The 26,215-nt window shown below is 61.1% G+C and carries 25 protein-coding genes and 1 pseudogene; 13 read left to right on the top strand and 13 right to left on the bottom strand.

Annotated elements, in window-relative coordinates; translation table 11 throughout:
• Positions 1–165 precede the first annotated feature (165 nt).
• The 3 genes from dmeR to bla all read left to right on the top strand — a co-directional run bounded on the left by dmeR (position 166) and on the right by bla (position 2,453).
• A complete protein-coding gene (gene dmeR, locus CPY51_RS02650; RefSeq protein ID WP_111158649.1) occupies positions 166–438 on the top strand; it encodes a Ni(II)/Co(II)-sensing transcriptional repressor DmeR in 273 nt (90 codons plus the stop codon).
• Between the two features lie 33 nt (positions 439–471).
• Complete coding sequence (gene dmeF, locus CPY51_RS02645) at positions 472–1,437, top strand: CDF family Co(II)/Ni(II) efflux transporter DmeF (RefSeq protein ID WP_111158472.1); 966 nt, start codon at positions 472–474, stop codon at positions 1,435–1,437.
• 80 nt (positions 1,438–1,517) lie between these two features.
• Positions 1,518–2,453, top strand: a complete 936-nt coding sequence (bla, locus tag CPY51_RS02640; protein WP_111158471.1) for a class A beta-lactamase — start codon at positions 1,518–1,520, stop codon at positions 2,451–2,453.
• An 84-nt stretch (positions 2,454–2,537) separates the two neighbouring features.
• Here bla and CPY51_RS02635 read toward each other — a convergent pair whose 3' ends face one another.
• From CPY51_RS02635 to CPY51_RS02620, 4 genes are all read right to left on the bottom strand, one after another.
• On the bottom strand, positions 2,538–3,062 hold the full coding sequence (locus CPY51_RS02635) for a hypothetical protein (RefSeq protein WP_111158470.1): 525 nt from the start codon (positions 3,060–3,062) through the stop codon (positions 2,538–2,540).
• 345 nt (positions 3,063–3,407) lie between these two features.
• Positions 3,408–6,833 carry a GH92 family glycosyl hydrolase gene (locus CPY51_RS02630; protein WP_206607222.1) on the bottom strand — a complete coding sequence of 1,142 codons (3,426 nt, stop codon included), beginning with the start codon at positions 6,831–6,833 and terminating at the stop codon, positions 3,408–3,410.
• Positions 6,834–7,171: 338 nt separating this feature from the next.
• Positions 7,172–9,526 carry a glucose/quinate/shikimate family membrane-bound PQQ-dependent dehydrogenase gene (locus CPY51_RS02625; RefSeq protein ID WP_111158469.1) on the bottom strand — a complete coding sequence of 785 codons (2,355 nt, stop codon included), beginning with the start codon at positions 9,524–9,526 and terminating at the stop codon, positions 7,172–7,174.
• Positions 9,527–9,697: 171 nt separating this feature from the next.
• Positions 9,698–11,203 (bottom strand): protein adenylyltransferase SelO, encoded by a 1,506-nt coding sequence (locus CPY51_RS02620; RefSeq protein ID WP_111158647.1) that lies wholly within the window; start codon positions 11,201–11,203, stop codon positions 9,698–9,700.
• A 149-nt stretch (positions 11,204–11,352) separates the two neighbouring features.
• On the opposite strand from CPY51_RS02620, the gene CPY51_RS02615 reads away from it, so the two are divergent.
• Together CPY51_RS02615 and CPY51_RS34185 are read left to right on the top strand one after the other, a co-directional pair.
• A complete protein-coding gene (locus CPY51_RS02615; protein ID WP_111158468.1) occupies positions 11,353–11,919 on the top strand; it encodes a DUF805 domain-containing protein in 567 nt (188 codons plus the stop codon).
• Positions 11,920–11,937: 18 nt separating this feature from the next.
• Positions 11,938–12,073, top strand: a pseudogene (locus tag CPY51_RS34185) (endonuclease domain-containing protein); the annotation flags it as partial.
• An 8-nt stretch (positions 12,074–12,081) separates the two neighbouring features.
• Here CPY51_RS34185 and CPY51_RS02610 read toward each other — a convergent pair.
• Positions 12,082–12,510: an endonuclease domain-containing protein gene (locus tag CPY51_RS02610; RefSeq protein ID WP_420820656.1), complete on the bottom strand. Its 429-nt coding sequence runs from the start codon at positions 12,508–12,510 to the stop codon at positions 12,082–12,084.
• Between the two features lie 274 nt (positions 12,511–12,784).
• Between CPY51_RS02610 and CPY51_RS02605 the strand changes: the two genes are divergently transcribed.
• Positions 12,785–13,045, top strand: coding sequence for a ribbon-helix-helix domain-containing protein (locus CPY51_RS02605; protein ID WP_111158466.1), 261 nt, complete (start codon positions 12,785–12,787; stop codon positions 13,043–13,045).
• Positions 13,046–13,048: 3 nt separating this feature from the next.
• Entirely contained in the window at positions 13,049–13,372 is a 324-nt protein-coding gene (locus tag CPY51_RS02600) for a type II toxin-antitoxin system RelE/ParE family toxin (protein ID WP_111158465.1), read from the top strand.
• Here CPY51_RS02600 and CPY51_RS02595 read toward each other — a convergent pair.
• Both CPY51_RS02595 and CPY51_RS02590 read right to left on the bottom strand, forming a co-directional pair.
• On the bottom strand, positions 13,369–13,893 hold the full coding sequence (locus CPY51_RS02595) for a DUF1697 domain-containing protein (RefSeq protein WP_111158464.1): 525 nt from the start codon (positions 13,891–13,893) through the stop codon (positions 13,369–13,371). The genes CPY51_RS02600 and CPY51_RS02595 overlap by 4 nt on opposite strands.
• Positions 13,894–13,913: 20 nt before the next feature.
• A complete protein-coding gene (locus tag CPY51_RS02590) occupies positions 13,914–16,007 on the bottom strand; it encodes a S9 family peptidase (protein ID WP_111158463.1) in 2,094 nt (697 codons plus the stop codon).
• A 288-nt stretch (positions 16,008–16,295) separates the two neighbouring features.
• On the opposite strand from CPY51_RS02590, the gene CPY51_RS02585 reads away from it, so the two are divergent.
• Positions 16,296–16,685: a DUF930 domain-containing protein gene (locus tag CPY51_RS02585; RefSeq protein ID WP_111158462.1), complete on the top strand. Its 390-nt coding sequence runs from the start codon at positions 16,296–16,298 to the stop codon at positions 16,683–16,685.
• Between the two features lie 252 nt (positions 16,686–16,937).
• Entirely contained in the window at positions 16,938–17,723 is a 786-nt protein-coding gene (locus tag CPY51_RS02580) for a polysaccharide deacetylase family protein (protein ID WP_111158646.1), read from the top strand.
• 27 nt (positions 17,724–17,750) lie between these two features.
• On the opposite strand, the gene CPY51_RS02575 is transcribed toward CPY51_RS02580, so the two are convergent.
• From CPY51_RS02575 to CPY51_RS02565, 3 genes are all read right to left on the bottom strand, one after another.
• The gene (locus CPY51_RS02575) at positions 17,751–19,046 is read right to left on the bottom strand and encodes an NAD(P)/FAD-dependent oxidoreductase (RefSeq protein ID WP_111158461.1); all 1,296 of its coding nucleotides are present in this window, start codon (positions 19,044–19,046) and stop codon (positions 17,751–17,753) included.
• A gap of 45 nt (positions 19,047–19,091) precedes the next feature.
• Positions 19,092–20,264 (bottom strand): AI-2E family transporter, encoded by a 1,173-nt coding sequence (locus CPY51_RS02570; RefSeq protein ID WP_111158460.1) that lies wholly within the window; start codon positions 20,262–20,264, stop codon positions 19,092–19,094.
• Between the two features lie 114 nt (positions 20,265–20,378).
• A complete protein-coding gene (locus tag CPY51_RS02565) occupies positions 20,379–21,245 on the bottom strand; it encodes a VOC family protein (RefSeq protein WP_111158459.1) in 867 nt (288 codons plus the stop codon).
• A 301-nt stretch (positions 21,246–21,546) separates the two neighbouring features.
• Here CPY51_RS02565 and CPY51_RS02560 point away from each other — a divergent pair, with 301 nt between their 5' ends.
• Positions 21,547–21,960 (top strand): universal stress protein, encoded by a 414-nt coding sequence (locus CPY51_RS02560; RefSeq protein ID WP_111158458.1) that lies wholly within the window; start codon positions 21,547–21,549, stop codon positions 21,958–21,960.
• A 25-nt stretch (positions 21,961–21,985) separates the two neighbouring features.
• Here CPY51_RS02560 and CPY51_RS02555 read toward each other — a convergent pair whose 3' ends face one another.
• Positions 21,986–22,237, bottom strand: a complete 252-nt coding sequence (locus CPY51_RS02555) for a hypothetical protein (protein WP_111158457.1) — start codon at positions 22,235–22,237, stop codon at positions 21,986–21,988.
• Positions 22,234–22,707 (bottom strand): PIN domain-containing protein, encoded by a 474-nt coding sequence (locus tag CPY51_RS02550; protein ID WP_244598392.1) that lies wholly within the window; start codon positions 22,705–22,707, stop codon positions 22,234–22,236. Before CPY51_RS02550 ends, CPY51_RS02555 begins: the two co-directional genes overlap by 4 nt.
• A gap of 137 nt (positions 22,708–22,844) precedes the next feature.
• On the opposite strand from CPY51_RS02550, the gene trhA reads away from it, so the two are divergent.
• A complete protein-coding gene (trhA, locus tag CPY51_RS02545; protein WP_111158455.1) occupies positions 22,845–23,513 on the top strand; it encodes a PAQR family membrane homeostasis protein TrhA in 669 nt (222 codons plus the stop codon).
• Here trhA and CPY51_RS02540 read toward each other — a convergent pair.
• Positions 23,488–24,018: a hypothetical protein gene (locus CPY51_RS02540; RefSeq protein WP_244598391.1), complete on the bottom strand. Its 531-nt coding sequence runs from the start codon at positions 24,016–24,018 to the stop codon at positions 23,488–23,490. The two genes, trhA and CPY51_RS02540, sit on opposite strands and share 26 nt — an antisense overlap.
• 191 nt (positions 24,019–24,209) lie before the next feature.
• On the opposite strand from CPY51_RS02540, the gene CPY51_RS02535 reads away from it, so the two are divergent.
• Both CPY51_RS02535 and CPY51_RS02530 read left to right on the top strand, forming a co-directional pair.
• Positions 24,210–24,728: a GNAT family N-acetyltransferase gene (locus tag CPY51_RS02535; RefSeq protein WP_111158454.1), complete on the top strand. Its 519-nt coding sequence runs from the start codon at positions 24,210–24,212 to the stop codon at positions 24,726–24,728.
• Between the two features lie 120 nt (positions 24,729–24,848).
• Positions 24,849–25,916, top strand: coding sequence for an NAD(P)/FAD-dependent oxidoreductase (locus tag CPY51_RS02530; protein WP_111158453.1), 1,068 nt, complete (start codon positions 24,849–24,851; stop codon positions 25,914–25,916).
• Positions 25,917–26,215 lie beyond the last annotated feature (299 nt).

The raw sequence follows: 26,215 nt of genomic DNA, 5'->3' as shown, positions 1-26,215 counted from the left end.
TAGAGGTACAGCCAAAAATACGAGCTAACATTGTGCGCGTGCTTGATCATGACTGGTTAAATGATCCGAAATCCCGGTTTTGTCAATGGGGGGCTCTTCAGTCGAAAGGCTTCCATCTTCACAAGGAATATACTATACCCCCCTATAGTATTTAAAGAGGCCGCCATGTCCCATACCGTCCGTGAACAGACCAAGCTGCTTTCGAGGGTCCGTCGCCTCAAGGGGCAGATGGAAGCTGTGGAGCGGGCGTTGGAGGCGGAGCGGCCCTGCGGGGAGATCCTTCAGCTGCTCGCCTCGATCCGCGGCGCCTTGACGGGATTGACCGGAGAAATCCTTGAGGATCATCTCGAGGAACATGTTCTGCAGGCCGAGAGCGATACGGCCAGGCGACAGGCGGTGTCGGAGATTTCGGACGTGTTGAAGACCTATCTCCGATGATCGCCAATCGTGAAAATTACTGGAGATGAGCCAATGAGCATATCGAACGATAGCCTGAGCCACGAACATGTCTTCCTCGGCTCTGACCATCAGCGCAACGAGCGGCGCGTCTGGTTCGTCATCGCGCTGACCACGGTCATGATGATCGTCGAAATCGTCGGCGGAACGATCTACGGGTCGATGGCGCTGGTGGCGGACGGCTGGCATATGTCGACCCACGCCAGTGCGTTGCTGATCGCGGCGCTCGCCTATCTCTATGCCCGCCGCCAGGCCCGCAATCCGCGCTTCACCTTCGGCACCGGCAAGCTCGGCGATCTCGCCGGCTTTGCCAGCGCCATTGTCCTGGCGCTGATCGCTCTTCTAATGGCGTGGCAAAGCGTGGTTCGGCTCGAAAATCCGGTGGCGATCGATTTCAACCAGGCGATCCTGGTTGCGGTCGTCGGCCTCGGCGTCAACATCGCCAGCGCCTTTCTGCTCCGGGAAGATCATGGTCATTCCCACCACGGCCACGCGCACGGCCACAGCCACCATCACGATCACCACCATGATCACGGGCATGCCCAGGCCGGCGCCGACAACAATCTGCGCTCGGCCTATACCCATGTGATCGCCGATGCGATGACGTCGGTGCTGGCGATTGCGGCGCTCGTGCTTGGCCGGCGCTACGGCTGGGTATGGCTCGATCCGCTGATGGGTATCGTCGGCGGCCTGGTCATCGCTCAATGGTCGTGGAGCCTGATGCGCTCGGCCGGCTCGGTGCTTCTCGACGTCGTGCCCGCTGACGAGGAACTGCCGGCCGAAATCCGCGCGGCCATCGAGACCGGCGACGACAGGATCACCGATCTCCACGTCTGGCAGGTCGGCCCCGGCCACCACGCGGCCATCGTCGCAGTTGCCTCGGTGCAGCCGCGCGAGCCGTCCTTCTACAAATCGAAACTGGCATCCCTCGACGAGCTGTCGCATGTCACGGTCGAGGTGACGCCGCTGCGCGCTGCATGAAGCAGGGGATGCGCAGGACAGACGCTTGCCATATTCTCCGCGTAGCTCAGAATCCGCCTGATTCTGCCGGGAGGCCCTGCATGTCCGATATCATTTCACGCCGCCGACTTCTTGTCGGTACGGCGCTGCTCTTTCCCGCTTTGACATTTGCAGTCGCGGCGCGCGCCCAGACTGCAGGCGACGTCGTTCCCCCGGAGGAAGCTGCGCCCGCCGACACCAAGGCGGTGGACAATGCTGAAAAGCAGCTGGCTGATCTGGAAAAGAAGATCGGCGGCCGGCTCGGCGTTTCCGTGCTCGACACCGAAACCAATATCTCGCTCGGCTACCGCGAAACGGAGCGTTTTCCCCTCTGCAGCACGTACAAGCTGCTGGCGGCGGGCTTCGTCCTGTCGCGGGTCGACCGGGGCGCTGAAAAGCTCGATCGCCGCGTCACATTCGGCAAGGATGTGCTCGTGACCTATTCGCCGGTGACCGAGAAACACGCCGACACCGACGGCATGACCATCGCCGAACTCTGCGAAGCAGCGATCACGATGAGCGACAATACGGCCGGAAACCTGCTGCTCGACAGCTTCGGCGGACCGCCGGTGCTGACGGCCTGGCTGCGGACGCTCAACGATACGGAGACCCGCCTCGACCGGAAGGAGACGGAGGTCAACGAGGCAAAGAAGGGCGATCCCCGCGACACGACGACGCCTGACAGCATGCTCGATACAGTCGGGGGGCTGACGCTGGGCGATACATTGAGCGACGCGTCGCGGGAAGCGCTTGCCGGATGGATGGTCGCCAATACGACCGGCGGTCAACGCCTTCGCGCCGGGTTGCCGACGGAGTGGAAAGTCGGCGACAAGACCGGCACCGGCGACAATGGGTCGTACGCCGACGTCGCCATCATCTGGCCGGCGGACCGCGGCCCCATCTTGATCGCGGCCTATGTCACCGAGGCCACGGCGCCTATCGCCGACGTCAATACCGTCTTCGCCGAAGTCGGCAAGATCGTCGCCGGCATGGTGTAGGACGGGCAAATCTCATAGAAATCAAGGTGATACGGCGCTGATGTGAATCAAAACCGTATCGTCTTCATGTGGTTTGGAATTAGGTCAGCCGATTGCCAGGCCGGAGCCACTGTCGCTTGCCTCAGCGTCGTCGCCCTTTGCCGTGCCGTCCACGCCGAGCTTCTGCTTGATCTCCGTGGCGATCTCGTCGTTGATCGCCTTCTGGTCGGCGGCGGAAAGCTGCGAGAACTGATCTTCCGTCATATGGTGGGCCGAAAGGTACTGGGCGCGGATCTTCTCGGCCGGCGTCATGCTCGCAAGCTTGGCGAATTCGGCGAGCAGGTCCTCGGACGAGGTGTCTGCCGCAGCCGTATCACCTGAAGCCGTTGCGTCGTCGGTTGCCTCTGCGACAGACGATGCGCTGCCGGAGGACGCGCCGCCCGACTGGCTGAGCCAGAATCCTGATGAGATGGAGGAGGGGATGCCGCTTGACGTCACCGATGGTGCGGCAGCCTTCTGTTCCGCTTCGTCGTCGGGAAGCGAAAACGGCGTGCTGTCGTCGTTGGAACCGGTATCCGATTTGGACAGGGGGCTGCTGTAATAGCTCTGAAGCGCGTGATGGACTTTCATGGTCGATTCTCCCTGGGGCGTAGTCCCGAAAGGTGCAGGGCAATTTCAGGATAAGATGCTGTAAAATCAAATGGGTAGAGCGAGATGATGATTCTCGATTGGATCATCCTGTTCTAGAGATGCGAGAACGGTGACCGCGCAATCCTGCCCGGACCTTGCGTGCGCGGCAGCGCCCCTCGCCCTCACCCTCTCCCCGTAAGAACAGGGAGAGGGAACGACAGCGCGAGCAGCCGGATGAGGGGCCTTGCCTGATACAACAGCAGAGACAGCGCGCCTTGGTAGCCGCCCCCCGCCTTATGCCTGGTCTTCGGAAATGGGGCCGCCTGAGCGGCCCCATCTGATTTGCTACTGGATCATTTGCACAGCGGGCGGCGCGGCGGTTGCCTTCGAATAATCGGCACCAGGGCCGGAAGGCGGTGTCAGCGCATCGCCGGCACCCCACTCGGTCGGCTCTGCCGAAAGCGTGTATTTCAGCTGGCCACCATCGGCGATCTTCTCGAGTGGTAGCCACGAACCCTGATAGACGGCGCCATTGAGCTTCATCTCGCTGATGTAGCGAACGTCATCGAGCATCGCCTGCTTGTCCGTCCCGATGCGCACCTTCCGGCCGTTGCCAAGCCAAAGCGTGATGCCGGAAAACTGTGGCGTGGAGACCGCGAGACCGGCCTCGGATGGGATGACAGGGTAGAGGCCGAGTGCTGCCAGAACATACCACGCCGACGTCGCGCCCATGTCGTCATTGCCGGGCAGGCCACCCGGATTGAGCGAAAAGTTCTTCCGCATGATCACCGGGATGACGTACTGGCCATATTTCGGCGCCCCAGCCCAGTTGTAAGCCCAGGGCGTCTGGAAGCTCGGTTCGTTGCCGATGTAGAACTTGGTTCCACCTTCGCCAGCATTGAGATTCGAGCCAGTCGGTTCCGTTCCCTTGAACGGTTTGCTGTTGTCAAAGGAGAAAAGCGTATTCAACCGCGTGATGGCGGCGGCTTTGCCACCGAGTTTTCCGATCAGGGCCGTCCAGTCATGCGCGAAGGCCCAGAGATAGTGCGGTTCGGTCCCTTCGTGGAAGTTCCCGTTTTGCCAAACACCGGCCTTGTTCTTGGCGCGCAGCTTTATCTGGCTGGCACTGTCGTCAAATATGTTAGTCCAGTTTTTCGCCCGCAGGAACAGGCCGGCAATATCGGCCTGATCGCTACTGGCTGACGGCAGCTTGGAAAGAAAGGCCCCTGCGGAACGGTCGCTGGTGATCATCTCGACCGTTGCCGAAGACGCGTTCCACGCGGGTGTGGCGTCGGTTGCGATGTAGCCGAGGCTTAGATAGCCGGGCAGGGCAGGCTTGTCCGCGTTTCGCCCTTCGCTCAGTTTGTTGTTGCAGTGGCTGGTAGGGTCGAACACCGATTGGCGGACGAAGTCGCGCGCCTTTGCGAGATCGAATTTCTTGGCGCCAAATGCATAGGAACCGGCAATGACGTTGAGGGCATGGTCGCCTTGCATCGGAATGGTGTCTTCGCTGCCATCTACCCAATGAGGAAAGGCACCGCATTGCTGCGCGTCCGCAACCAGCGACTGCATCATCTCGCTGGCCTCGTCGGGGGCCACCAACGCGACGAGCTGCGCACCGGAACGGTATGTATCCCACATCGAGAAGCCGGAGTAATGGGTCTTGTATCCGGCGTCCTTGCCGTCGATCTTGAACGGATACTGCGAGACATTGGCTGTGTCGCGAACCGATAGCGTATCGTATGCCGCGGTCAGATCGTTTTGCTTCATGCTGCGATAGTCGCCGTTCACGTCGCTATAGACGGTTGGGCCGCTGAAGACGCGATAAAAGGCGGTATAGAACTTCTTCAGATTTTCGGTCGCCGCCGTCTTGAGCGCCGGCGTTGCCAGCTTGTCGATCGCTCCCGGCTTGCTCAGGTCCAGCTGGATCGTATTGAGCCGGTGGTTCCAGTTATCAGAGATTTGTTTCTTGATCTCGGCGAAGGATAGCGCGGAATTCTCGGTATCGAGATTGAGCTTGGCATTGTCGATGCTGACGGAAGAAATGCCGACCCGGAAATCCACGGTCTTGTCCGCGTCCGCCAGGTCGAACTGCAGCGTCGCAACATCGCCACCGGCGTCGGTGGCACTTGTCGATTTCAGAGGCTTGTTAAAGGTCGCATAGAAATAGACCGGCTGGGCCCAGGTGCCGTCGCAGAACGCGCTTGCAACGGCGTTGCCTGAGATGGATTTGCTGTCCGCTCCGATCTTGATGTCGACCAGACTGGGGTTGACGCCGTTGCTGTACTTGGCGCCGCTATTGTTCAGTTTCATGTTCATGATCAGAAAGGCCTTGGCAGCGTCGGCGTAGGTTAGCCGCATCGTGCCGGTGCGCGTCGTGGCAGTCAGTTCGGTTGTGATGCCGTTGCCGAATTTGACCTTGTAGTAGCCTGGTTCAGCGGCTTCATCGGTATGCGCGTAGGCAGCGCCTGAGCTGAGGCTCTGAGTGGCCGTATCGGCGGGGAGCATCGCGACAGCCCCCTGGCCGCGGCAGCCGGGGCCGTTCAGATGCGTTAGGTCGAAGAACTGGATGGTGGTGTCGGAGTAATAATATCCGCCGGACCCATAACCCCACGGCTGACCACTTCCCCTCGTATCGGGCCCGAAGCTCACCATGCCGAACGGCGTTTGCGCGCCGGGATTGACGTTGCCTGAGTGGCCGCCGCCGGTTTCGGTAATTTGTGTTCCGATAAACGGATTGACGAACTGCGTCAGGGCCACGTCCGCACGCGGGCGAAGAAATTCGACCGAATCGTTAATCGCTGTAAGTCGCGTCGTGAAGTCCGCGGTGTGGCTTGACAGCAGTTTGGTGACATCGTCGAGCGCTCGCGGCGTTGCGGCCAAACGTTCGGCAAGCGCTGCGGAGGCATCCGGGTCGTTGGCCGCAGTGGCAAGCGAGGCGGTCAGACTATCGACGTCGCTGAAAACCTTGGCCATGTCGCCGTCGGCCTTCGTCGCCTGCGTGAACTCAGCCTGCAGCACATTAGCCTGTCCAAGCAACACATTTAGCTTGTCCAGAACGTCCTGAGGCAGATCAGGTGTGGCTCGCACTGTGGCGATATCCGCAGTCGCTTTGCCGATGCCAGGCTCCAGCGCGGCAAGCGCCGCCCGATTGGCTTGAGCCAGCGGCAGCTTGCTCGAAACGGCCGGCACGTCGATCGCCGACATCTTCCAAAGCGTCAATGCCATGGCCTTCTTGTGGTCCGCGTCCGATCTGGCCTCCAGGGCCAGCAGTTTCTCTTGTGTTTCGTCGAGTGCAGCCGCGATAGCCATTTGCGCTTCCGCGAATGCGGCCGCTTTGGCCTTTTGCTCCTCGGCTAGAGCGGCCGTGGCAGCAATCGTTTTTTTTGCTTCATCCAGTGCGGCTGCAGTGGCCTTTTGCGCCTCGGCTAGCGCAGCTGTTTTGGCTGCTTGCTCTTCAGCCAGCATAGCCGCGGCAGTGGTGGCTTTTCGAGCTTCATCGAGGGCAGCGGTATTGGTTTTTTCGGCTTCGGCTTGCGCGGCCGTAGTCTCGTTATACGCTGTCACAATCTTGATATTATCGCGCTTGAGCGCATCCACCTCGGTCGTCAATAGGCCTAGGGCCTGCGCTCCGCTATCCGGCTTCGCCGCATCGGCAGTGAATGTGCTTGGCGCCGGCGGTGTCGCCTCCGCTGACTTCTTTGAATCGTTGCAGCCCACCAACATGGTGCAGCTGAGCAACGAGACGATAAACGTCCCCTTCGTCTTCATAAAATCTCCTCCCAATATAGAAACTTGAAAATCAGCAATTTAAATCGATTGCATAAGCAGATTGAAAAAAAGGATGCACAAGCATCCGTATGCATATCTTGTAAAATGATCTTTCTCGGCCGGTCAAAACTGCTTGAACTTCACGATGGTCTTCTCGCTGGCGCCCAATAGCGTCGCAAAGCCCTTTGTGAAGATAAGCGTTTCGGGCTCCTCCTCCCTCGCACTCCTCCTCAGCTGACTTGCTACACCGCTCTGCCAGTGTCAGTCAATTGTCACAATTAAACCGGCAAAACATTAGTTTGCGCTATTTAAGATTGTGAGCGGATGTGACCGGCTCCTCAGGGCAGCGTATAGGCCATGACATAGTCGCCGGGCTTGGTGCCGATCGAGCCGTGGCCGCCGGCGACGATCAGCACATATTGCTTGTTGTCGCCTGCGATATAGGTCATCGGCGTCGACTGGCCGCCAGCAGGCAGCCGTCCGCGCCAGAGTTCCCTGCCGGTGGTGAGATCGTAGCCGCGCAGATAGTTGTCGACCGCCGCGCCGAGGAAGGCGACGCCACCCTTGGTGATGATTGGGCCGCCGATGCCGGGCACGCCGATCTTGAAGGGCAGCGGCAGCGGCGTCATGTCCTGGACAGTGCCGTTCTTGTGCATATAGGCGATCTTGCCGGTTCGAAGGTCGGCGCCGGCGACATAGCCCCAAGGCGGCGCCTGGCACGGAACGCCGAGCGGCGACAGGAAGGGGCCGAGGAAGACGCCGTAGGGCGCCCCGTCATTGCGATTCAGCCCCTGTTCGCTTCCCTTCTGGTCCTGGCCTTTTGGCGGGATCTGGTCGCTCGGTATCAGCCGCGAGGTAAAGGCAAGATAGGTCGGCATGCCGAACATGACCTGGCGTTCCGGGTCGACCGCGACACCGCCCCAGTTGAACGTGCCGAAATTGCCGGGATAGATCAGCGATCCCTGCAGCGACGGCGGCGTATAGCGGCCCTCATATTTCAGCTGGTGGAATTTGATGCGGCAGGCGAGCTGGTCGAACAGCGACACCCCCCACATGTCCTTCTCGACAAGCGGATCCGGCATGAAGGAGAGATCGGAGAGCGGCTGCGTCGGCGATGCGCGGTCTTCGGGAATGGTGCCGGCGGGGGCGGGCACCTCCTTGACCGGGATGAGCGGTTCGCCGGTTCGCCGGTCGAGGACGTAGATGTCGCCCTGCTTGGTCGGGCCGACGAGCGCCGGCACGGTCGTGCCGTCCTTCCCCGTGATGTCTAGCAGCGAGGGCTGTGCGGGTACATCCATGTCCCAAAGATCGTGATGGACGAACTGGCGCACCCATTTGACTTGGCCCGTGGCGATATCGAGCGCCACGATCGATGACGAATATTTCTCGACGCTGGGGCTGCGGTTCATGCCGAGCTGGTCCGGCGGCTGGTTGCCGAGCGGCACGTAGATAAGCCCCAGTCCCTCGTCGACGCTGGAGACGGACCAGCTGTTCGGCGAGTTGGTGGTGTAGAACTGCCCCGCCGGCAACGGCGTCGTCACATCGGGATTGCCAGAGTCCCAGTTCCAGTCCAGCGCGCCTGTATTGATATCGAAGGCGCGAATGACGCCGGATTGTTCCTGCGTCGAGTAATTGTCGTTGACCGCGCCTCCGACGATGATCTTGCCGAGAACGGCCACCGGCGGCGATGTCGAGTAATAATAGCCGGCCGGATCATATTTCATATTGGTGTCGAGACGCAGCGTGCCCTTGTCGGCAAAGCTGGTGCACACCTGGCCATTGGCCGCATCGAGCGCAATCAGCCGGGCATCCGAAGTCGGCAGGTAGACCCGCTCGGCGCAGGCGCTGCCCGGAGGCGCTGCCACATCCCGGTAGTAGGTAACCCCGCGGCAGGTTTGGTGCTGGCGGTTTGGGTTCATGCCGGAGTTCGGGTCGTAGCGCCATTTTTCCTTGCCGGTCGCCGCGTCGAGCGCGATCGCCAGGTTATGCGGAGTGCAGAGGTAGAGCGTGTCGGCGATCTTCAGCGGCGTCACCTGATAGGTGGTTTCGCCGACATCGTCGGGACGCTTGACGTCTCCCGTCTGGTATTGCCAGGCAAGCTTGAGGTTGGCGACGTTCTGGGGCGTGATCTGGTCCAGCGGCGAGTAGCGCTGGCCATAGGGCGTGCGGCCGTACTGGTGCCATTCTCCATCAGGCACGTCGCCGCCCATCGCGGCTTTCGCTTGCACCGGAGTGTGGAGCGTCACCGGGCCGGGCAGTTCGCCGGCAAGATCGTGGGGATCGGTGGTCATCGAATAGATCGCGGCGCCGGCGGCAATGATGACAGGCACCGCCAGCGGCCAGGGATTGGCCGGGTATTGGCTGCCCATCGTGCTGCGGAAGCCGAGCGGACGGCGGATCCATGGCGTCAGCAGCCAGAGCCCGAGGATGATGATGAGGCCGCCGCGCGGGCCGAGCTGCCACCAGTCGAACCCCACCTCCCAGATCGCCCAGATCAGTGCTGCAAGGACCAGCAGCGCATAGACCCAGAGCGCCGCCGCGCGCCGCTTGAATAGCAGCACTGCCGTCGCCAGGAACATCAGACCGGCAAAGAGATAGAACGGGCTCCCGCCAAGCGCGACAAGCCACGCGCCACCGCCGCCCAGTGCCAATCCGATGAGGACGAAAAGGATCGAGGTAATGACGATCGCCATGCAGCAATTCCCGTGTCAATGCGGCCAAACGCCTGGCGCGACACCGAAGGTGACCGCCGGCCACGCAAGCAAATAGAGCAAGGCGGGTGCCTTTCAATGGCCACAATCTGACATTGAAGAATTTTGAGGACGAGGGCGCTTGCACGGATGCTCAGATAAGATTGCCTACCGTCAGGTCCCGCAGAAAGTTGCAAGCACCCGCTCGGAAACCTCGGGCGGCCGCGTATAGGGCGCGAAGGCCGGCTGGTCCTCATAGGGCTTTGCAAGCACCTCCAGCAGCGCTTCGAACAGCGAGAAATCACTCTCTTCGACTGCCGCGACGCTGGCCTGTTCGATCCGATGGTTTCTCGGGATGAACGCCGGGTTTACGGTCCGCATCGCCTTGGCGCGTTCGCTCGGCGATTGCCTATCGCGCAAAAGCCGTTCCCGCCAGCGGGAAAGCCAGGGCTCCGCCGCTTCGGATGATCTGAAGCCGCCCGTGAAAATCGCCTCGTTGGAAGCGCTCTCTGCAACATCGCAAAGCCGGCGGAAGGTCAGCGTGAAATCCGCCTCCTGCGTCTGCATCGTCAGGAGAAGCGCCTGGATGAGATCGAGGTCGCCGTCCTCGCCGCTGGCAAGGCCGATCTTCCGCCGCATGCCGTCGAGCCAGTGCGCCTGGAAGCGTTCGCCGAAGCTCTTGATCACCCCGTTGGCAAGCTCGACCGCGGTGTCCAGGTCCGGATCCAGCAGCGGCAGCAGCGTTTCGCCGAGCCGCGCCAGGTTCCATTGTCCGATGGCCGGCTGGTTGGCATAGGCATAGCGTCCGCGCTGGTCGATCGACGAGAACACTGTCGCCTGATCATAGGCGTCCATGAAGGCGCAGGGGCCGAAGTCGATCGTCTCGCCGGAGATCGTCATGTTGTCGGTGTTCATCACGCCATGGATAAAGCCGACATGCAGCCAGCGCGCAATCAGCGCCGCCTGTCGCTCGGTGACCGCTTCGAACAGCGCAAGGTAAGGGCGGATGCTGTCTCGAACATGCGGATAGTGCCGTTCGATCACATGGTCCGCGAGCGCCTTCAGGCCATCCGTATCGCCGCGCGCCGCAAAGAACTGGAAGGTGCCGACCCTGATATGGCTGGCCGCGACCCGGGTGAAGACCGCGCCGGGCAGGGCAGTCTCGCGATAGACCGGCTGGCCGGTCGTCACCGCCGCAAGCGCCCGGGTCGTCGGCAGCCCGAGCGCATGCATCGCCTCGCTGACGATATATTCTCGAAGCACCGGCCCGAGCGCCGCGCGCCCGTCGCCGCGCCGCGAAAACGGCGTCTCGCCGGCACCCTTCAACTGGATGTCGCGGCGCCTGCCATGGCGATCGATCACCTCGCCAAGCAAAATCGCCCGCCCGTCGCCGAGCTGCGGCACGAAATTGCCGAACTGGTGCCCGGCATAGGCCATCGCCAAAGGATCGGCGCCATCTGGAACGAGGTTGCCGGAGAAGATCGCTGCCCCTTCACGCTTCAGCCATTCGACATCCAGCCCGAGTTCCGACGCCAGCGCCTCGTTCAGCTTTATCAGCCGGGGCGAGGCGACCGTCGAGGGCATCTGCCGTGCAAAGAACTGCTCGGGCAGCCGTGCATAGCTGTTGTCGAACGGAAAATGCGCTTCTGGCGCGGTGCTGTCGCGAAGGGATTGGCTCATCAGCTTAAGGTAGGGCGCGTGGGCAGATGGCGCAAGGCAGGTCGGGAAGTCTTCGTCGGGACTTGCGACCGTTTCGAAGTAAGTAAAGCGATATAAATCATTCATTACTACTAAAGCAATTTATGATGGACTGCCCTGAAGAAGGGGTGATGACTATGCTTTGGTTCTTCTTCGGCTTTAACATGCGGCTCGGCCGGCTGCACTATTTCCTGAGCTGCATCGGGCTCGGCGTGGTCATGACGGCGATTATATTTGCGATGGTATCGTTCGCGTTCCGGAACGCCTCTCCAGGGACCGAGCCCTCGATAAGCGCATTTTTGATTCCAGCGCTTTTCCTGATCCCGCTGGTTCTGTGGGTCACGGTCAGCCTGCAGTCGATGCGTATCAGGGATATCGGCTGGAACCCGGCCTACGTCGTCCCGGCCTGGCTTCTGATCAGCGGTATCGACGCCTATGTGGCTTTCAAGATCCCGGAATGGTCGATCGGCAAGGAGCATACGCAGACAGTTGTCGGAGGGCTGGTGAACCTGTTCCTGACACTCGCCTTGATGTTCTGGCCCGGCAAAGGTTATGACGACGAGACCCCTGATTTCAGCGAGCCACGTCGCCTGAGAAGCGAGCCCTACACTCCGCCGCCCGCGCCGCCCAGAGCCGCCGCGCCCGCAATACGCAGGGATCCATCCGGTAAGCCAAGATTCGGCCAGCGGGGGCTTTGATTGGGGTGCAAGGAGGGGCTGTTATGCGGCGGAGCCCCCTCATCCGACCCTTCGGGCCACCTTCTCCCCGATGGGGCGAAGGAGATATGCCGCACCATCGATTCCCCCTTCTTCCCTCGGGGAGAAGGTGGCCCGGAGGGCGGATGAGGGGGCTCTCATTGCTCATTCCGGAATCTCAATAGACCTCCTGGCCGGATAAAAGCGAAGCACATCATCCCGCTCGAAAATCTTTCCCTCGATCGCCGCCAATATCGTCTCCAGCACCGCGCGTCGTTCGCGAAGGACTTCGTGGTTCCAAAACCTCAACACGGAATATCCATTTGCGTTCAGCCATTCCGTACGGATGACATCCGCTCCAGAATCTGAATGCTGGGACCCGTCGATCTCGACAATCATCTGTTTGTCGCGGCAGACAAAATCGACCACATAGGGTCCGAGCGGAATCTGTCGGGAGAACTTGTGGCCATTTAACCTCCGATCCCTCAAGTCGCTCCAGAGCCGATATTCCTCTTCGGTCTCATTGCGGCGAAGATCGCGAGCCCGCTCTGTCTTTCCCGGGCGCCGCTTTGTGATGTCAATATTGTCCGGCACCCGGAGCCCCCTCATCCGAGCCTCCGGGCACCTTCTCCCCGATGGGGCGAAGGGACGTATGCCGTACCATCGATTCCCCCTTCTCCCCTCGGGGAGAAGGTGGCCCGAAGGGCGGATGAGGGGCCTTCCGGTACAACTCGCCCCAAGCAGGCAACGACAATCGCAACCCACAAAGCAATATTCTCCTATAAATTGCAATCGCTATTTGGAAGGCAAATCTCTTGCCCGCGGTAGGATTTTATCCTACTTTATGCCCTCAATCGGAGCGCCGGCAATGAACGAAAAGCTCAGCATCACGCTTCCAAGCGAAATGGTGACAGCCATCAAGAGCCGGGTCGAATCCGGCAGTTACGCCTCGACGAGCGAAGTATTCCGTGCCGCCGTCCGAGTGTGGCTCCGGCAGGAGGAAGAGTACGAGGAGCGCATTGCCTCGATCCGCGCCCGCGTTCAGGCATCGCTTGATGATCCGCGGCCGAATTTGAGTGGCAAGGAGGTCAAGCAACAACTCAACGCTTTCTTCGAGAAGCGCCGCTAGCCCATGAAGCGCCTTCCAGTTGAATACCGCCCCGGCGCTTTGACAGACCTTCTTGAAATCGCCGACTACGTTCTCGGTCAAAGCCGCGATATCGCTACCGCGCAAAAATATCTCGACCGAATCTACGACCGTTGCGAACGAATCGGCGATGTCCCTCTTGGAAACGTCGCTCGCGAAGATCTCGGCGCAGGCATACGACTGGCTGTGTTCGAGAGAAGCGTGGTCATCCTCTATTTAGTCGAGGACGCAACCGTCTGGATCACGAACGTCTTCGCCGGTGGCAGGGATTACGAAGCGTTGCTGGGAAGCCACCCGGGCGACAACTAACCCTCATCCTCCATCTCCCGCGCCATCTCGGCCAGTTTCCGCACCGTGTTCAAATTCCGCGCCGTGCCCGCCTTCAGCGCCGGCAGCTTCAGTTTCGAGCGGCCGGAGCCGTTGGGGAAGTGGATGTAGATCTCGCGCCCGGCGATGCTGACCTCTTCGCCGTCGGGTGCGGAGAGTTTGTCGAGGGCGTCTTCGGGTGGGGGTTCGGCGAGGAACGTGACCAGCAGGTAGTTCGGCTTGGCGTGCGGAAAGGGAGAGCCGTCGGCAACCGCCTGCAGTTCCACGGCGCTGCGGAGGAGCACGCCGGGAGGCTTGCCCATCCGCTTCGCAAGCGCGTCCTCGAGCAGCTTCCGAACCCTCGCTTCAGCCCCATCCGAGCGGAAAAGTACATTGCCGCTCTGGATGTAGGTCTTGACGCCGGCAAAGCCGAGCTCTTCGCAAAGCTGCTTGAGCTCGGCCATCGGCAGCGCACCCGTGCCGCCGACGTTGACGGCCCTTAGCAGCGCGACATAGACCGGCATGGATGTCCTCCCGAGCGGCCTTACATCTTCCCCGCGACCTTGATGGCGAAGCTGTACTCGAAGGCGATTTCCTCAAGGCGCTGGAAGCGGCCCGATGCACCGCCATGGCCGGCGTCCATGTTGGTCTTGAGCAGGATCGGCGCATCCCCTGTGGTCTTGTCGCGCAGCTTGGCGACCCATTTCGCCGGTTCCCAATAGGTGACGCGCGGGTCGGTCAGGCCGCCGAGCGCCAGGATCGGCGGGTAGGGCTTCTCGCCGACATTGTCGTAGGGAGAGTAGCTGGCGATGTGGTCGTAGTCTTCGCGGCTGTCGATAGGATTGCCCCATTCAGGCCATTCCGGCGGGGTCAGCGGCAGGGTGTCGTCGAGCATGGTGTTCAGCACGTCGACGAAGGGAACGGCGGCGATGACGCCGGCAAATTTCTCGGGCGCCATGTTGGCGACGGCCCCCATCAGCATGCCACCGGCCGAGCCGCCCTCGGCGATGATGTTCGCGTAAGACGTGAACTTCTGTTGATTCAGATAATCTGCTGCCGCGATGAAGTCCTTGAAGGTGTTGGTCTTCTTGCCCATCTTGCCGTCGTCGTACCAGGAAAAGCCCTTGTCCTTGCCGCCGCGGATATGGGCGATGGCGTAGACGAACCCACGGTCGGCAAGCGACAGGCTGTTGGTGTTGAAACCGGCCGGAATGGCGATGCCATAGGCACCGTAGCCATAGAGCAGGCAGGGTGCCGATCCGTCGAGCACCGTGTTCTTGCGATAGAGCAGGGTGATCGGCACCTCGACGCCGTCCCAGCCGGGCGCAAAGACGCGGCGGGTGACGTAGTCTTCCGGATCGTGGCCGGAGGGAACCTCCTGCGTCTTCAGCAGCGTGCGCTCGCGCGTCATCATGTTGTAGTCGTAGAGCTGCGAAGGCGTCGTCATCGACGAATAGGAAAAGCGGATGACGTCGGTGTCGTATTCGGCAGCACCCTGCAGGCCGAGCGAATAGGCTTCCTCGTCAAAGCCGATCGCGTGTTCCTCGCCGGTCCGGCGATCGCGGATGATGATCTGCGGCAGGCCGTCCTTGCGCTCCAGCCAGAGCAGGTGGCGGGCAAAGGCCATGTGGGAGAGGATCAGCGTGCCCGGCTTGTGGGCGACCACCTCGCGCCAATGCTCCTTCTCGGGCGTCGCCACCGGCGCCTCCATGATCTTGAAGTCCTTGGCTCCGCCGTCGTTGGTGAGAATGTAGAAAACCTCGCCGCCCTCGGAGATCTCGTATTCGATGCCTGTCTCGCGCGCAGCCACCAGCTTCGGCTCAGCCATCAGGTCCTTGGTGGAGAGAATGCGGTATTCGCTGGTCTCGTGGTCATGGATGTCGATGAAGACATAGTCGTCGAGCAGCGAACCGCCGACGCCCATGAAGAAGCCGGCATCCTCCTCCTCGTAGACCAGCCGGTCTTCGGATTGCGGCGTTCCGATGATGTGATGCAGGACTTTCGATGGGCGATGGTTTTCGTCGAGCGCCGAGTAGAAGAAGCTCTTGCCGTCGGGCGCCCAGACCCCGCCGCCGCCGGTGTTTTCCACGACGTCGGAAAGGTCGTCGCCGGTCTGGAGATCGCGGACCTTCAGCTTGAAATATTCGGAGCCCTTGTTGTCATAGCCCCAGATGCCGCGGCTGTGGTCGGACGAATGGTCGATGCCGGAAAGGCGGAAGTAGGATTTGCCCGCGGCTTCCTTGTCGCCGTCGAGCATCAGGCTTCGCTCGCCGCCATCCCGCGCCTCGCGGAAATAATGTGGCTGCTCGCCGCCGGTGACATAAAGCGTGCCATAGGCAAACGGCCCGTCCTTCACGGGAACGGAGCTGTCGTCCTCCTTGATGCGGCCTTTCATCTCGGCAAAGAGCGTCTTCTGCAGCTCCTTGGTGTCGGCCATCGCAGCGTTCATGTAGACGTTTTCGGCGTCCAGGTAGCTGCGAATGTCGGGGTCGAGGGTGGAGGGATCCTTGAACATCGCCTGCCAGTTGTCGGCCCGGAGCCAGGCGTAGTCGTCGGTCCTCACGATGCCGTGGCGAGTGTCGGTGACGGGACGTTTCGGAGCGGAAGGGGCGGGAGGAAGGTCCTTGAATATCGACACTGAAATTCGCTTTCTGGGTGATCAATGGTGTTGAAGAGATAGAGAGCGGCGGCAGTCGGATCAAGCGCCCATTTGCATCGCTCATATGAAAGCAGGGCGATCCGACGGCTTGGAGACCACGCGGGAGCGGCCCAAACCTTTCGGTAATCTTCGGTGCGTTGCCTTGATGTCACCACATTATTTAAGAAAGTCCGAAAATGCTCCGGCGGATCCGGCTGGCGCGTGGCGAAATTCATTGCGTCCTCGTGCCGCCTCGGAGCTGAAATGACTGAAAGGGACTAGCTTTTCATGCTGAAATTCGCCGCCGTTCTTCTCCCCGCCCTCTGCCTTGCGACGTCGTCCTTTGCCGTCGATCCGGCAATCAAGAAGCAGTTGGAGAAGCTCGATCCATCCGAGCGCATGGAGCAGAGTTGCGATACCGAAGCGATGAAGCGCATCGGCGAACAGAAGGATGGCTACAAGCCCGACAAGGTCATCGCCTACACGTTCAAGGATCCCGACATGGGCGAAAATACCGTCAAGGCCCCAGGCGCGGTCTTCCGCAGCAAGGGCGACTGGTACCACCTGACCTACGATTGCGAAACCGGCCCCCAGCACATCAACGTCCGCTCGCTAAGCTACGAAATCGGCAGTAAGGTACCCCGCGAAGATTGGGGACCGCACTATCTGTATGATTGATCGGCTGACATAGTGTCTTGGGCGACTGCTGGGAAAAGCTGCCAGCCCTCCGTCGTCATGCTCGGGCCTGTCCCGAGCATCTGCAACGGTGTGATCTTGTCGACCTCAGCAGATCCTCGGCACAGGGCCGAGGATGACGCCAAACGGCGCCTCGGTTTGTCGCCAGCTAAAAGGCGGGTTGGGGATCGATTGCCGCGAAAGCGGATTTGTTCTAGGTCGTCGTCGAAACTCAATATGAACGGTACCAGTCCGATGATGCGTATTTTTCTTGTCCCGGCCATCCTGATTGCCGCCATGCCGGGCGCCTTCGCACAGACCGCACCCGTGGCACCAACAGCCATTGCGCGAGCGTCGCCCCCCGCCCATGTCAGGCTGGTCGAGCCGCATCTGCATGTCACGCGGGCCGGCAAGGGCGCGCCGAGGGTGGCTCTGACTTTCGATGCCTGCATGGGCAAGACCGATACGCGCATCCTGAATACGCTTGTCGAACAGCAGGTCCCGGCGACGATCTTCGTCACCGCCCGTTGGCTGAGGACCAATCCGGAAGCGCTGGCGGTCATGCTCGCCCATCCCGATCTGTTCGAGCTCGAGGATCACGGGCTCAACCATATCCCGGCCGTCGACAAGCCGACCCTCGTCTATGGCATCCCGGCGGCGGGCTCGCCCGCGGCAGTGGAGCAGGAAGTCAAGGGCGGCGCCGATGCGATGGTCGCGCACGGCATTCCGCAGCCGCAATGGTTTCGCGGCGCGACGGCGAAATATAGCCCGTCCGCCATCGCCCAGATCCGGGGTATGGGCTATCGCGTCGCCGGCTATTCGGTGAACGGCGACAGCGGCGCTTCGTTGCCGGCAAAGATCGTCGAGAAGAATTACCTGTCGGCCAAGGACGGCGACGTGTTGATCTCGCACATAAACCAGCCGACGCACTCATCGGGCGAGGGGGTGGCCAAGGGCATCCTCGAGCTGAAGGCGAAAGGCGTCCAGTTCGTCCGTCTCCAGGATTTCGCCGAGCGCGGTGACGACGACACCACCGAATAGTCTCGTCTTTTCCGTTTCGGCCCGAGCTTAGAAGCTTGCGCCGCTCGCATGGCAGTCGCTGCCGGCGCTGAAGGTCTTGAATGCCGGCGTCTCGCGGTCTAGCGCGAAATCGTCGAACCAGTCCCGTCGCGTGTCGGAAATCATCGCGCCGATCATCAGCGCCGCCATGAATGAAAACGTGATGCCGTTGCCGCCGTAGCCATAGGCGGCGAGCACGCGCGGCATATCGGGCACCGGGCCGATCAGCGGCAATCCATCCGCGGTTTCTCCGAAGGTGCCGCACCAGCGATAATCGACAGTGGTATCGGCCTGTGGCCACAACAGTTGCAGCTTGTGGCGCAATGTCTCGATCTTTTCCGGCATCTTGCCATCGCGGACCCCGGCATCGGTCGTGTCGTCGTCCTCTCCGCCGACGATGATGCGGTTGTCGGTGGAGGTTCGCATGTAGAGATAGGGACGGCTGTCTTCCCACATCAGCACCCGGTCGCGCCACAGGGTCGCCGGGTCCTGCGGCACGGTTGCCAGCGCCCAGCTCGATGTGGCGTGATGCAGCTTCGGCATGGGAAGCCCAGGCATGCTGTATCCGGTCGCAAGCACCACGTGCTTCGCCTCGATGACGTGGCGGGTGTCGGTCTCGATGACGACCCGCGCGCCTTCCGCATGCAGCTGCGTTGCCGACGCGTTGGTCAGATAGGCCCCGCGCTTGACCGCGACCGCCAGCAGCCCCCAGCTCAAAAGCAGCGGATCGGCCTCGGCTGCCCCGGACGAAAGGATGCCGCCGTCGCGCTCGATCTCGAATTCGGTCATGAGGTAGGGATGCGAGAGGAATTCTCCAGGCAGCCCCGCACGATCCCGAAAGGCCATTTCCCTCTGTAGCTCTCTCGCGCCGCCGGCATTGCTGGTCAGATACAGCGTGGAGCGCGGGCGCAGGCCGCAATGGATGTCGTGACGCTGGATCAGCTTGGCGAGACCGGAAACGGCGACGAGACTGCGGCGATAGATCGCCGCTGCCTTGTCGAAGCCGTAATAAAGCGAAAGCTCGGAGAGTTGCGTGTCTATCTCCCACTGGAGCATCGCCGTGCTGGCCGAGGTGCTGCCGAGACCCGGTTTCTCGCTGTCGAGGACGCAGACCGAGAGCCCGCGTGCTGTCAGATGTTCGGCCACCAGCGAGCCGGTAATGCCGCCGCCGACGATGGCGACATCGAAGGAAGCGCTCTCGTGCAGCGGGTTATACCATGGATGCAGCGCCGTGCGTCCCCAGGGGGAGCGGCCGCTGACCAGCTCGCCCTGATCTGTGTCTTGAAGCGGAAGGTCGGTCGGCATTCTAGTCTGAAGCTCCTGCGCTTAACGGTATGAGGGCCGCCGGAATTACTTCGGCAGCTGCGGCTGTAGTTTCTCCTCGACGAACAACTCGTTGATGACGGTCATGACGATCAGCGACAGCGGCAGCGCCAGCATGGCGCCGACCGGACCCCACATCCAGGTCCAGAAAATGATGGCGATGAAGACGACGAAGGGATTGAGCTCCAGCTGTCGGCCCATGACGGCAGGAAAGATCAGGTTTTCCATCGTCGCGTGGAAGCAGAAGAAGATGGCAGCGGGGGCTATGCCGATCAGGAAACTGTCATGCGTCAGGATGCCGGCGATCGCGACGGAAAAGGTCATGAGGGTGATGCCGAGGAACGGCACGAAGCTGGAGAGGAAAGCAAAGACGCCCCAGAGCGCAGGCACGCTCAGTCCGCCGAAATAGGCGATGATGGTCATGATCACGCCGAGGCCGGCATAAATGAGCGAGGCGGTCGCGAAATAGTAGCCGAGGACCTGCTCGACCGCGTTGATGATGCGGATTGCGGCCAGACGCTCGGAGCGGCCGGAGAATGCCATGATGATCGTCTTGCGCAGATGAACGCGGCCGGCAAGGAAAAGCAGAAGCGCCGCGAAGAACACCAGGCCCTGGACCACTGCCGGCGTGAGATTGGCGGTGACGACGTGCAGGATGCTTCCCGTATTGTCCAGAAGCACGCCGATCGACATCGGACCGCTCTGGAATGTCTGCGGCGTGATGTGCAGCCACTTGATCCGCTGCATGAACGGCATCAGCCGATCGATCGTCCGCTGGACGACGGCGGGCCCTTCCTGCGCCAGGCTCGACAGCGGTCCGGCCAGCGAATTGACCATGATGAAAATGATCAATGCGACCGAGGTCGAAAGCAGGACGGCGTTGAGGATGCGCGGGACGCCGAGCTTACTCAGCTTCTCCGCCACAAGCCCGAGGATCATGCCGACGACGACGGCAAGCGTCACGGGGATGAGAACCGTGGACAGCACATACACGCCGGTGAAGGCCAGCATCAGGAAGATGCCGATCAGCGCCCAGGCCGAAGCGATGTCGAGCCCATCCTTTTCAACCCGGCGGAGCGGGGTGCTGCTCTCCATTTGCTCGGTGGCCGTCTTGAGCGAATTGGCCCAGCTGCTTAAACGCATTTCACGTTCGATCGCGACCTTGCGCGCCTGTTTGCGGATGCCGTTGGCAATGCCCATATTGTTTTAGATCCCCAGAAGTCCCATCCCATCGCCACTCTAACGCGAAAAGCCCCGCCCTGGTTCCAGGGCGAGGCTTTGGTAGAGAAAGAAAGGCTTTTCTGGGTGCCGTCGTCAGGCGGTGAGGTTCAGGCCGATGCCCCAGGGATCCCGGAGCGAAACGCCGCCGTCGCGCCTTTCGCTTTTGATTTCCAGCTCGTCGAGCTTGGCGACAGCCTTGTCGAGCGCGCCCTTGTCGTTGAAGCGCAAGGTATAATCCGAAAGCCCGGTCATGTTCTCCGCGCGGGCGCCGGCACCGCGGCTGTTCCAGATGTTGGCGCCGAGGTGATGGTGATAGTCGCCCGTCGCAAAGAAGCTCGCGCCCGGATAGCGCGCCGCCATCAGCTTCATCCCCAGCACGTCCCGGTAGAAGGCGTTTGCCTGCGGAATATCGCCGACCTGAAGATGCAGATGGCCGATCGCCGATCCCTCGACCATGCCCTCCCAGGGATCCAGAGGCGCGCTTTCGTAGAGCGCCTGCAGATCCAGCCGCAGCGTTGCCATGTCGACGGTGCCGTCCTCGTGGAATTTCCACTGCTCGTGCGGCCGGTCGGCATAGATTTCGATGCCGTTGCCTTCCGGGTCCGACAGATAGATTGCCTCGCTGACCAGATGATCCGAAGCGCCGTCAAGTGCGACATTGTTGGTGGCGGCGTGCCGCAGCCAGCGGGCAAGCTCGGGGCGGTTCGGCATAAGGAACGCCGTGTGGAACAGGCCGGCCGCCGTCTGTGGCGCACGCCGGGCGTTTTTGTCAGTCGTCAGTGTCAAAAGCGGCACGCCGCCGACGCCGAGTATTTCGCCGCTCGCCGTCTTCTCCACGACCGCAAGGCCCATCGTCTTTTGATAGAAGCTTGAAACCAGCGGCAGATCGGTGACGATCAGGTGCGAGTGGCCGATATAGGCAGGGCGGGTCAAGGCATAGGAAGGCGTGGTTTCAGTCATGCTTGGAGCTCCTGCTTCTCGATATCGGGCAAACGGCGACGACAGCGTCGCCAATGGTGGAGTGAAAAACCTGCGCCAATGCAGATGCCTCGATCTTCCCCGCCACCGTACTTGGCCTCTATATGGCGGATTTGGATTGTTCACAGAAGCCCAGTTTTTGGCGATGAAGCGTGCACCCTGTGTTGACAATCTCCGCAGGAAGATTTGATCTTGTTCAGATACAGGGATTGCATTCAGGGTATAATTCGGTCGGCATGACGACAACAGGTCGCAAAGGCGGCCGCAACGCTTGGGGTGGGGCATGTACAAGAAGATCATCGTGACCGTGGACATGAGTTCCTTCGCCAAGGCGGAGCGCATTCTGCAGCGTGCAGCGGCCCTTGCCGACCAGGGCGGCGAGATCATCGTTCTCAATGTTGTCGAGGACGTGCCGAACTATATCGTCATCGACCTGCCGCAGGATCTCGTCACCGAGGCGATCAGGAGCGCCGAGGAAAAGCTGGTCGGCGTCTGCCGGATGATGAAGCTGACCGCCTTCGTCGACATCCGCACGGGCCCTCCCGCCTCATGCATCCTCGCCGCGGCGGAAGAGCACCAGGCCGATCTGATCATCGTCGCATCCCATGTGCCCAACATATCGAACTACTTCTTCGGCGCCACCGCCGACCGCGTCGTCCGCCACGCCAAATGCTCCGTCCTCATCGAACGCCGGTGAGGTCACGCAGCCTGCGTCTGCGCGCTCAACCTTCGTCCTTCGGTAGCTCGTCGCCGGCCTCCGGAGGCTGGCTCGGCAGGCTGTCGAGGATGGCGAGCGCCGCCTCCGGGTCGCCGCGCGCCGCGCGCTCCCGCACCATTTTCAATGCACGGCGATGCCCCATGCCCTCCGCGATAAAGGACAGGAACATCTGGTTGATCGACACATTCTCTTCCGCAGCCGCGGCCCTGGCTTGTTCCATAAGGTAATCGGGTACTCTTAAGGGATATTGGCTCATGTCGATTTCCTCTTATTCCGGTGATGAACGACAAACTCCTGCGCAGAGATCGCCACAAGACCGAACCGCGCAACTGCGGGGTGGCGAAAATGCCTGTCATCCGTCACGATCAATCTGGCTCCTGCTGCCAGTGCGCATTCGATAAGAAGGTCGTCCTTCGGATCATCCAGAAACGGCCGATAACGATACCAGGGCGAGACTATGTTCGCTGCTGCGCACAACGCATCCAGGATGACGTCTATCTGCTCTGTCGACGCGGTCGGCGGCGTGCCCAAAAGCCCAGGACGCTTCAGGACATCCTCATATTCCAGAACGACCGCTGGAGAGAGCGCAAACGGGATCGAGCCGAGAAGCATTTCTCTAAGAATGAATCCGGAAGCACCCTCCCGGGACCTAATTCCTCTCAGGATAACGTTGGCGTCCGCAACGATCATGGAAAAGAGGATAATATCATATGTGATATCACGCAAGTGGCCTTGCTAAGAGTGTGTCGGCTCGTTCGGCGCGCTCGTTCACGAAGATTTACCTCTCGCTGATGCCACGCAGGTTGCCTCCGTCCGGGAGAGGTGCGACCATTGGGGATGATCGACGAGATGGATGGCCCTGCATGAAGGAGTTCAACGGCGTTCGCTGGGCTTATGATCGGTACGAGATCATCGTCGATGGTATCGTCAATGGCGTCGGCGTGGTCTTTGCCCTGATCGGGGCGACCGTGTTGATTTTCTATGCGACGGTCTGGAGCTCCTACGGCGAGATCGCCGCTGCGTGGATCTATGGCGTCGGTCTCGTCCTGACGCTGGCCATGTCATTTTCCTATAATATCTGGCCGGTCTCGCGGACGAAGTGGATATTGCGGCGTTTCGATCACTCGGCAATCTTCGTGCTGATCGCGGCCACCTATACGCCCTTCCTGCAACGGGGCTCCGATGATCCGCTGCTCTTTGCCATGCTGATCGCCATGTGGCTGTTCGCGGCCATGGGCATCGGGCTCAAGTGCTTCTTTCCCGGCCGCTATGACAAGCTGGCGATCCTGCTCTATCTCGCCATGGGCTGGAGCGGCGTGCTGGTCGCCGAGCCGGTCGCCGCCCGCATTCCCTTTGCCTCGATGCTGCTGATCGTCATCGGCGGCGTGATCTATTCCCTCGGCGTCATCTTCCACGTCTGGGAAAAGCTGCGGTTCCAGAATGCCATCTGGCACGGCTTCGTCGTGGCTGCCGCTGCTGTGCATTACTCGGCGGTTTTGACTTGTTTCAGCCTGTCGCCGGGAAGCCTTTAGTCAGCTGCGTGCTGCTGGTGCATTTCTCGGTCGGATGCAGGCTGCGCACGAGCCGCATGACGACCGCGTCGTAGCGCTGCATCGCCGCTTTCGGATAGTCCATCTGGAAGAAGGCGGCGCCGCCGTTGCAGAGCGCCACGCCGCGGACATAGACGATGCGGTCCTGCCGGATGCCGGAAAAGCTCATGCCGCGCGATGTCGTTTTCGAATAGGAAATCTGCCAGCCGTCGCCCTTGGCAAGCGACATGCGGATCTTCGCCTCTGTCGCGAAGTTCCCGTCGAACATATGCGTCCCGAACACCAGTAGCCGCGCAGATTTGTCGGGAGGTGCAAGCGTCAGTCCGTCATTGTTGTCGGGACGAGCCGCGAGCCCGAACTCCGCCGGCAGTTCGATCTCATAGCCGAAACGGGCATTGTCATAGGGCCACCAATCCGATGCCGATACCGGCCCGGCTGAAACAAGCAGGGCTGAAACAATCGGGATTGCAACAGGACGCGGGAGCATGCGAATTCCGGAAGGGAGGGTCAGGCTAGCACTATCGCATTTTTAAGCGAAAATCTCGCACCGATTTAGCAATGATGCTGATAGCTGGGATTTGTTACCGTTTCATTGCCTTCAGAAAGAATAAGTCATCTTGCCCTCCGCGGAAACGCGGAGTATCCCGCCCCCACGTATCATTGGGCGGACAATATCGGATGGATGAAGCTGTGACCCTGCGCGACGCCACGGAAGCCGACATGGCCGAGGTTCGCGACATCTACAATCACGCCGTCGAGCACACCACCGCGATCTGGAACGAGACGCTGGTCGATGTTGCAAACCGCCTCGAGTGGCTGAGGGCGCGAAAGGCGAGGGGCTTCCCCGTTGTGATCGCGGAAAAGGACGGAAAGGTCGCAGGCTATGCCTCCTACGGCGACTGGCGCGCCTTCGACGGCTACCGCCACACGGTCGAGCATTCTGTTTACGTCGACAAGGATTGCCGCGGTCTCGGCATCGGCGAGGGCCTGATGCGCGAATTGATCCTGCGCGCATCGAAAGCTGATATCCACGTCATGATCGCCGGCATCGAAGCGGAAAACGCAGCCTCGATCCGCCTCCACGAAAAACTCGGCTTCCGCATCGCCGGCACGTTCTCCGAGGTCGGCATCAAGTTCGGCCGCTGGCTGGACCTGACCTGCATGGAGCTCCGGATAGAGCCGGCTTCAGGGAAATAGTCGGCGGGTGCGGATGTTGGCGCGTTACTGCAGGCGGTCATCGGCCTGTCACGTGCAGGCAATAGTAACGCAATGAAATTGTAGACAAACACCTTCCATCCAAGCCGTGGAAACGCCACCATTTCCAGGAAGAAAATCATTGTCGTCGGATCTGGCGTCGTCGGAGCCTCCATCGCCTATCACCTGGCGCGCCGAGGCGCCGAGGTCCAACTGCTCGACGAGAGACAGGCTCCCGGCTGCGGGGTGACCGGCCACGCCTTCGGCTGGATCAATCTCGTCAACGGCTCCTCCACCGCCAATCCGGCCAGCTATCGCCTCCGCCTGCAAGCCATCGAGGATTTCCGTCGTCTTGAGACGGAATTCCCTGAGGCTTTCGAAGGCGTGCGGTGTGGCTCGATCGTCTGGGAAAAGACGCCGGCAATGACCGAGGCCCGTGCTCGCGAACATCAAGCCTGGGGTGCCCCGATCGAACTGGTCGATGCAGCGGCCATTGCTCTGATGGAGCCCTCGCTGCGCGACGTTCCCGACTGCGCCGCTTTCTCGCCCGACGATATCGCGATCGATCCCGGTGACCTGTCGAGAGCGCTCGTTCGCGCCGCGGTCTCAGCCGGCGCCACCGCGAATTTCGGCATCAAGGTCACCTCGGTCGAGACATTGAATGGAAGAGCCACCGGCGTTCGCACGGCCGGCGACATCATCGATGCCGACGCCGTTGTCATTGCTGCGGGAACTGCGGTCGATACGCTCACTTCAGCGCTCGGCGCGAATATCGGCGTCGAGAGTTCGCCATGCGTGCTTTTGCGCTATCAGGTGGAACAGCCGTTCATCACGCGCATCCTCTGCGGTTCGGAGCTGGAAATCCGGCAGGCGAATGATCATTCGCTGATCGTCGCTACGAGCTATGTCGAGGGTGCGGAGGATGATGCCGCCATGGCTATCGGCCATCGGTTTCTGGAAGCGATCGGGAGATCCCTGGCAGTTCCCGGAGAGATAGCGTTTCGCAAGGGCGTGGTCGGCTATCGGCCGTTTTTCGCCGACGGATTTCCAAGGCTCGGCTTTCTGCCGCAGGTCGAGGGAGTGTATGTGGCGGTCGGCCATCCCGGCGTAATCCTGGCACCACTGCTCGGCCGCCTTGCGACGGAGGCGTTGCTGGACGATCGGCATTCCTCGCTGGTGCCTGATCTGTGAATTTGCACCGTTGCCAGCCGATCCACCTCCCCCTCGATGGGGGAGGTCGCGCGGAACGCGCGGGTGGGGGTGATTGTTGGATGTCACAGAGATCACCCTACCCCGGCATCCTGAGCTTGTCGAAGGACGTGCCGACCCTCCCCGTCAAGGGGAGGGTGAGCCCCTCATCCGGCCGATCACTGCTCGCTTTGCTTCGCCGCTTTCGTCCACCTTCTCCCCGCGCGCGGGGAGAAGGGGTTTGGCTCTTCACCTCCCCCTTGATGGGGGAGGTCGCGCGGAACGCGCGGGTGGGGGTGATT

Origin of the sequence: Arminella tubonensis, from assembly GCF_003240585.1 — a bacterium.
GTDB classification, from domain to species: Bacteria; Pseudomonadota; Alphaproteobacteria; order Rhizobiales; family Rhizobiaceae; genus Rhizobium; species Rhizobium tubonense.
The sequence above is the reverse complement of the archived record's forward strand: the minus strand, read 5'-3'. Positions and strand labels throughout refer to the sequence as shown.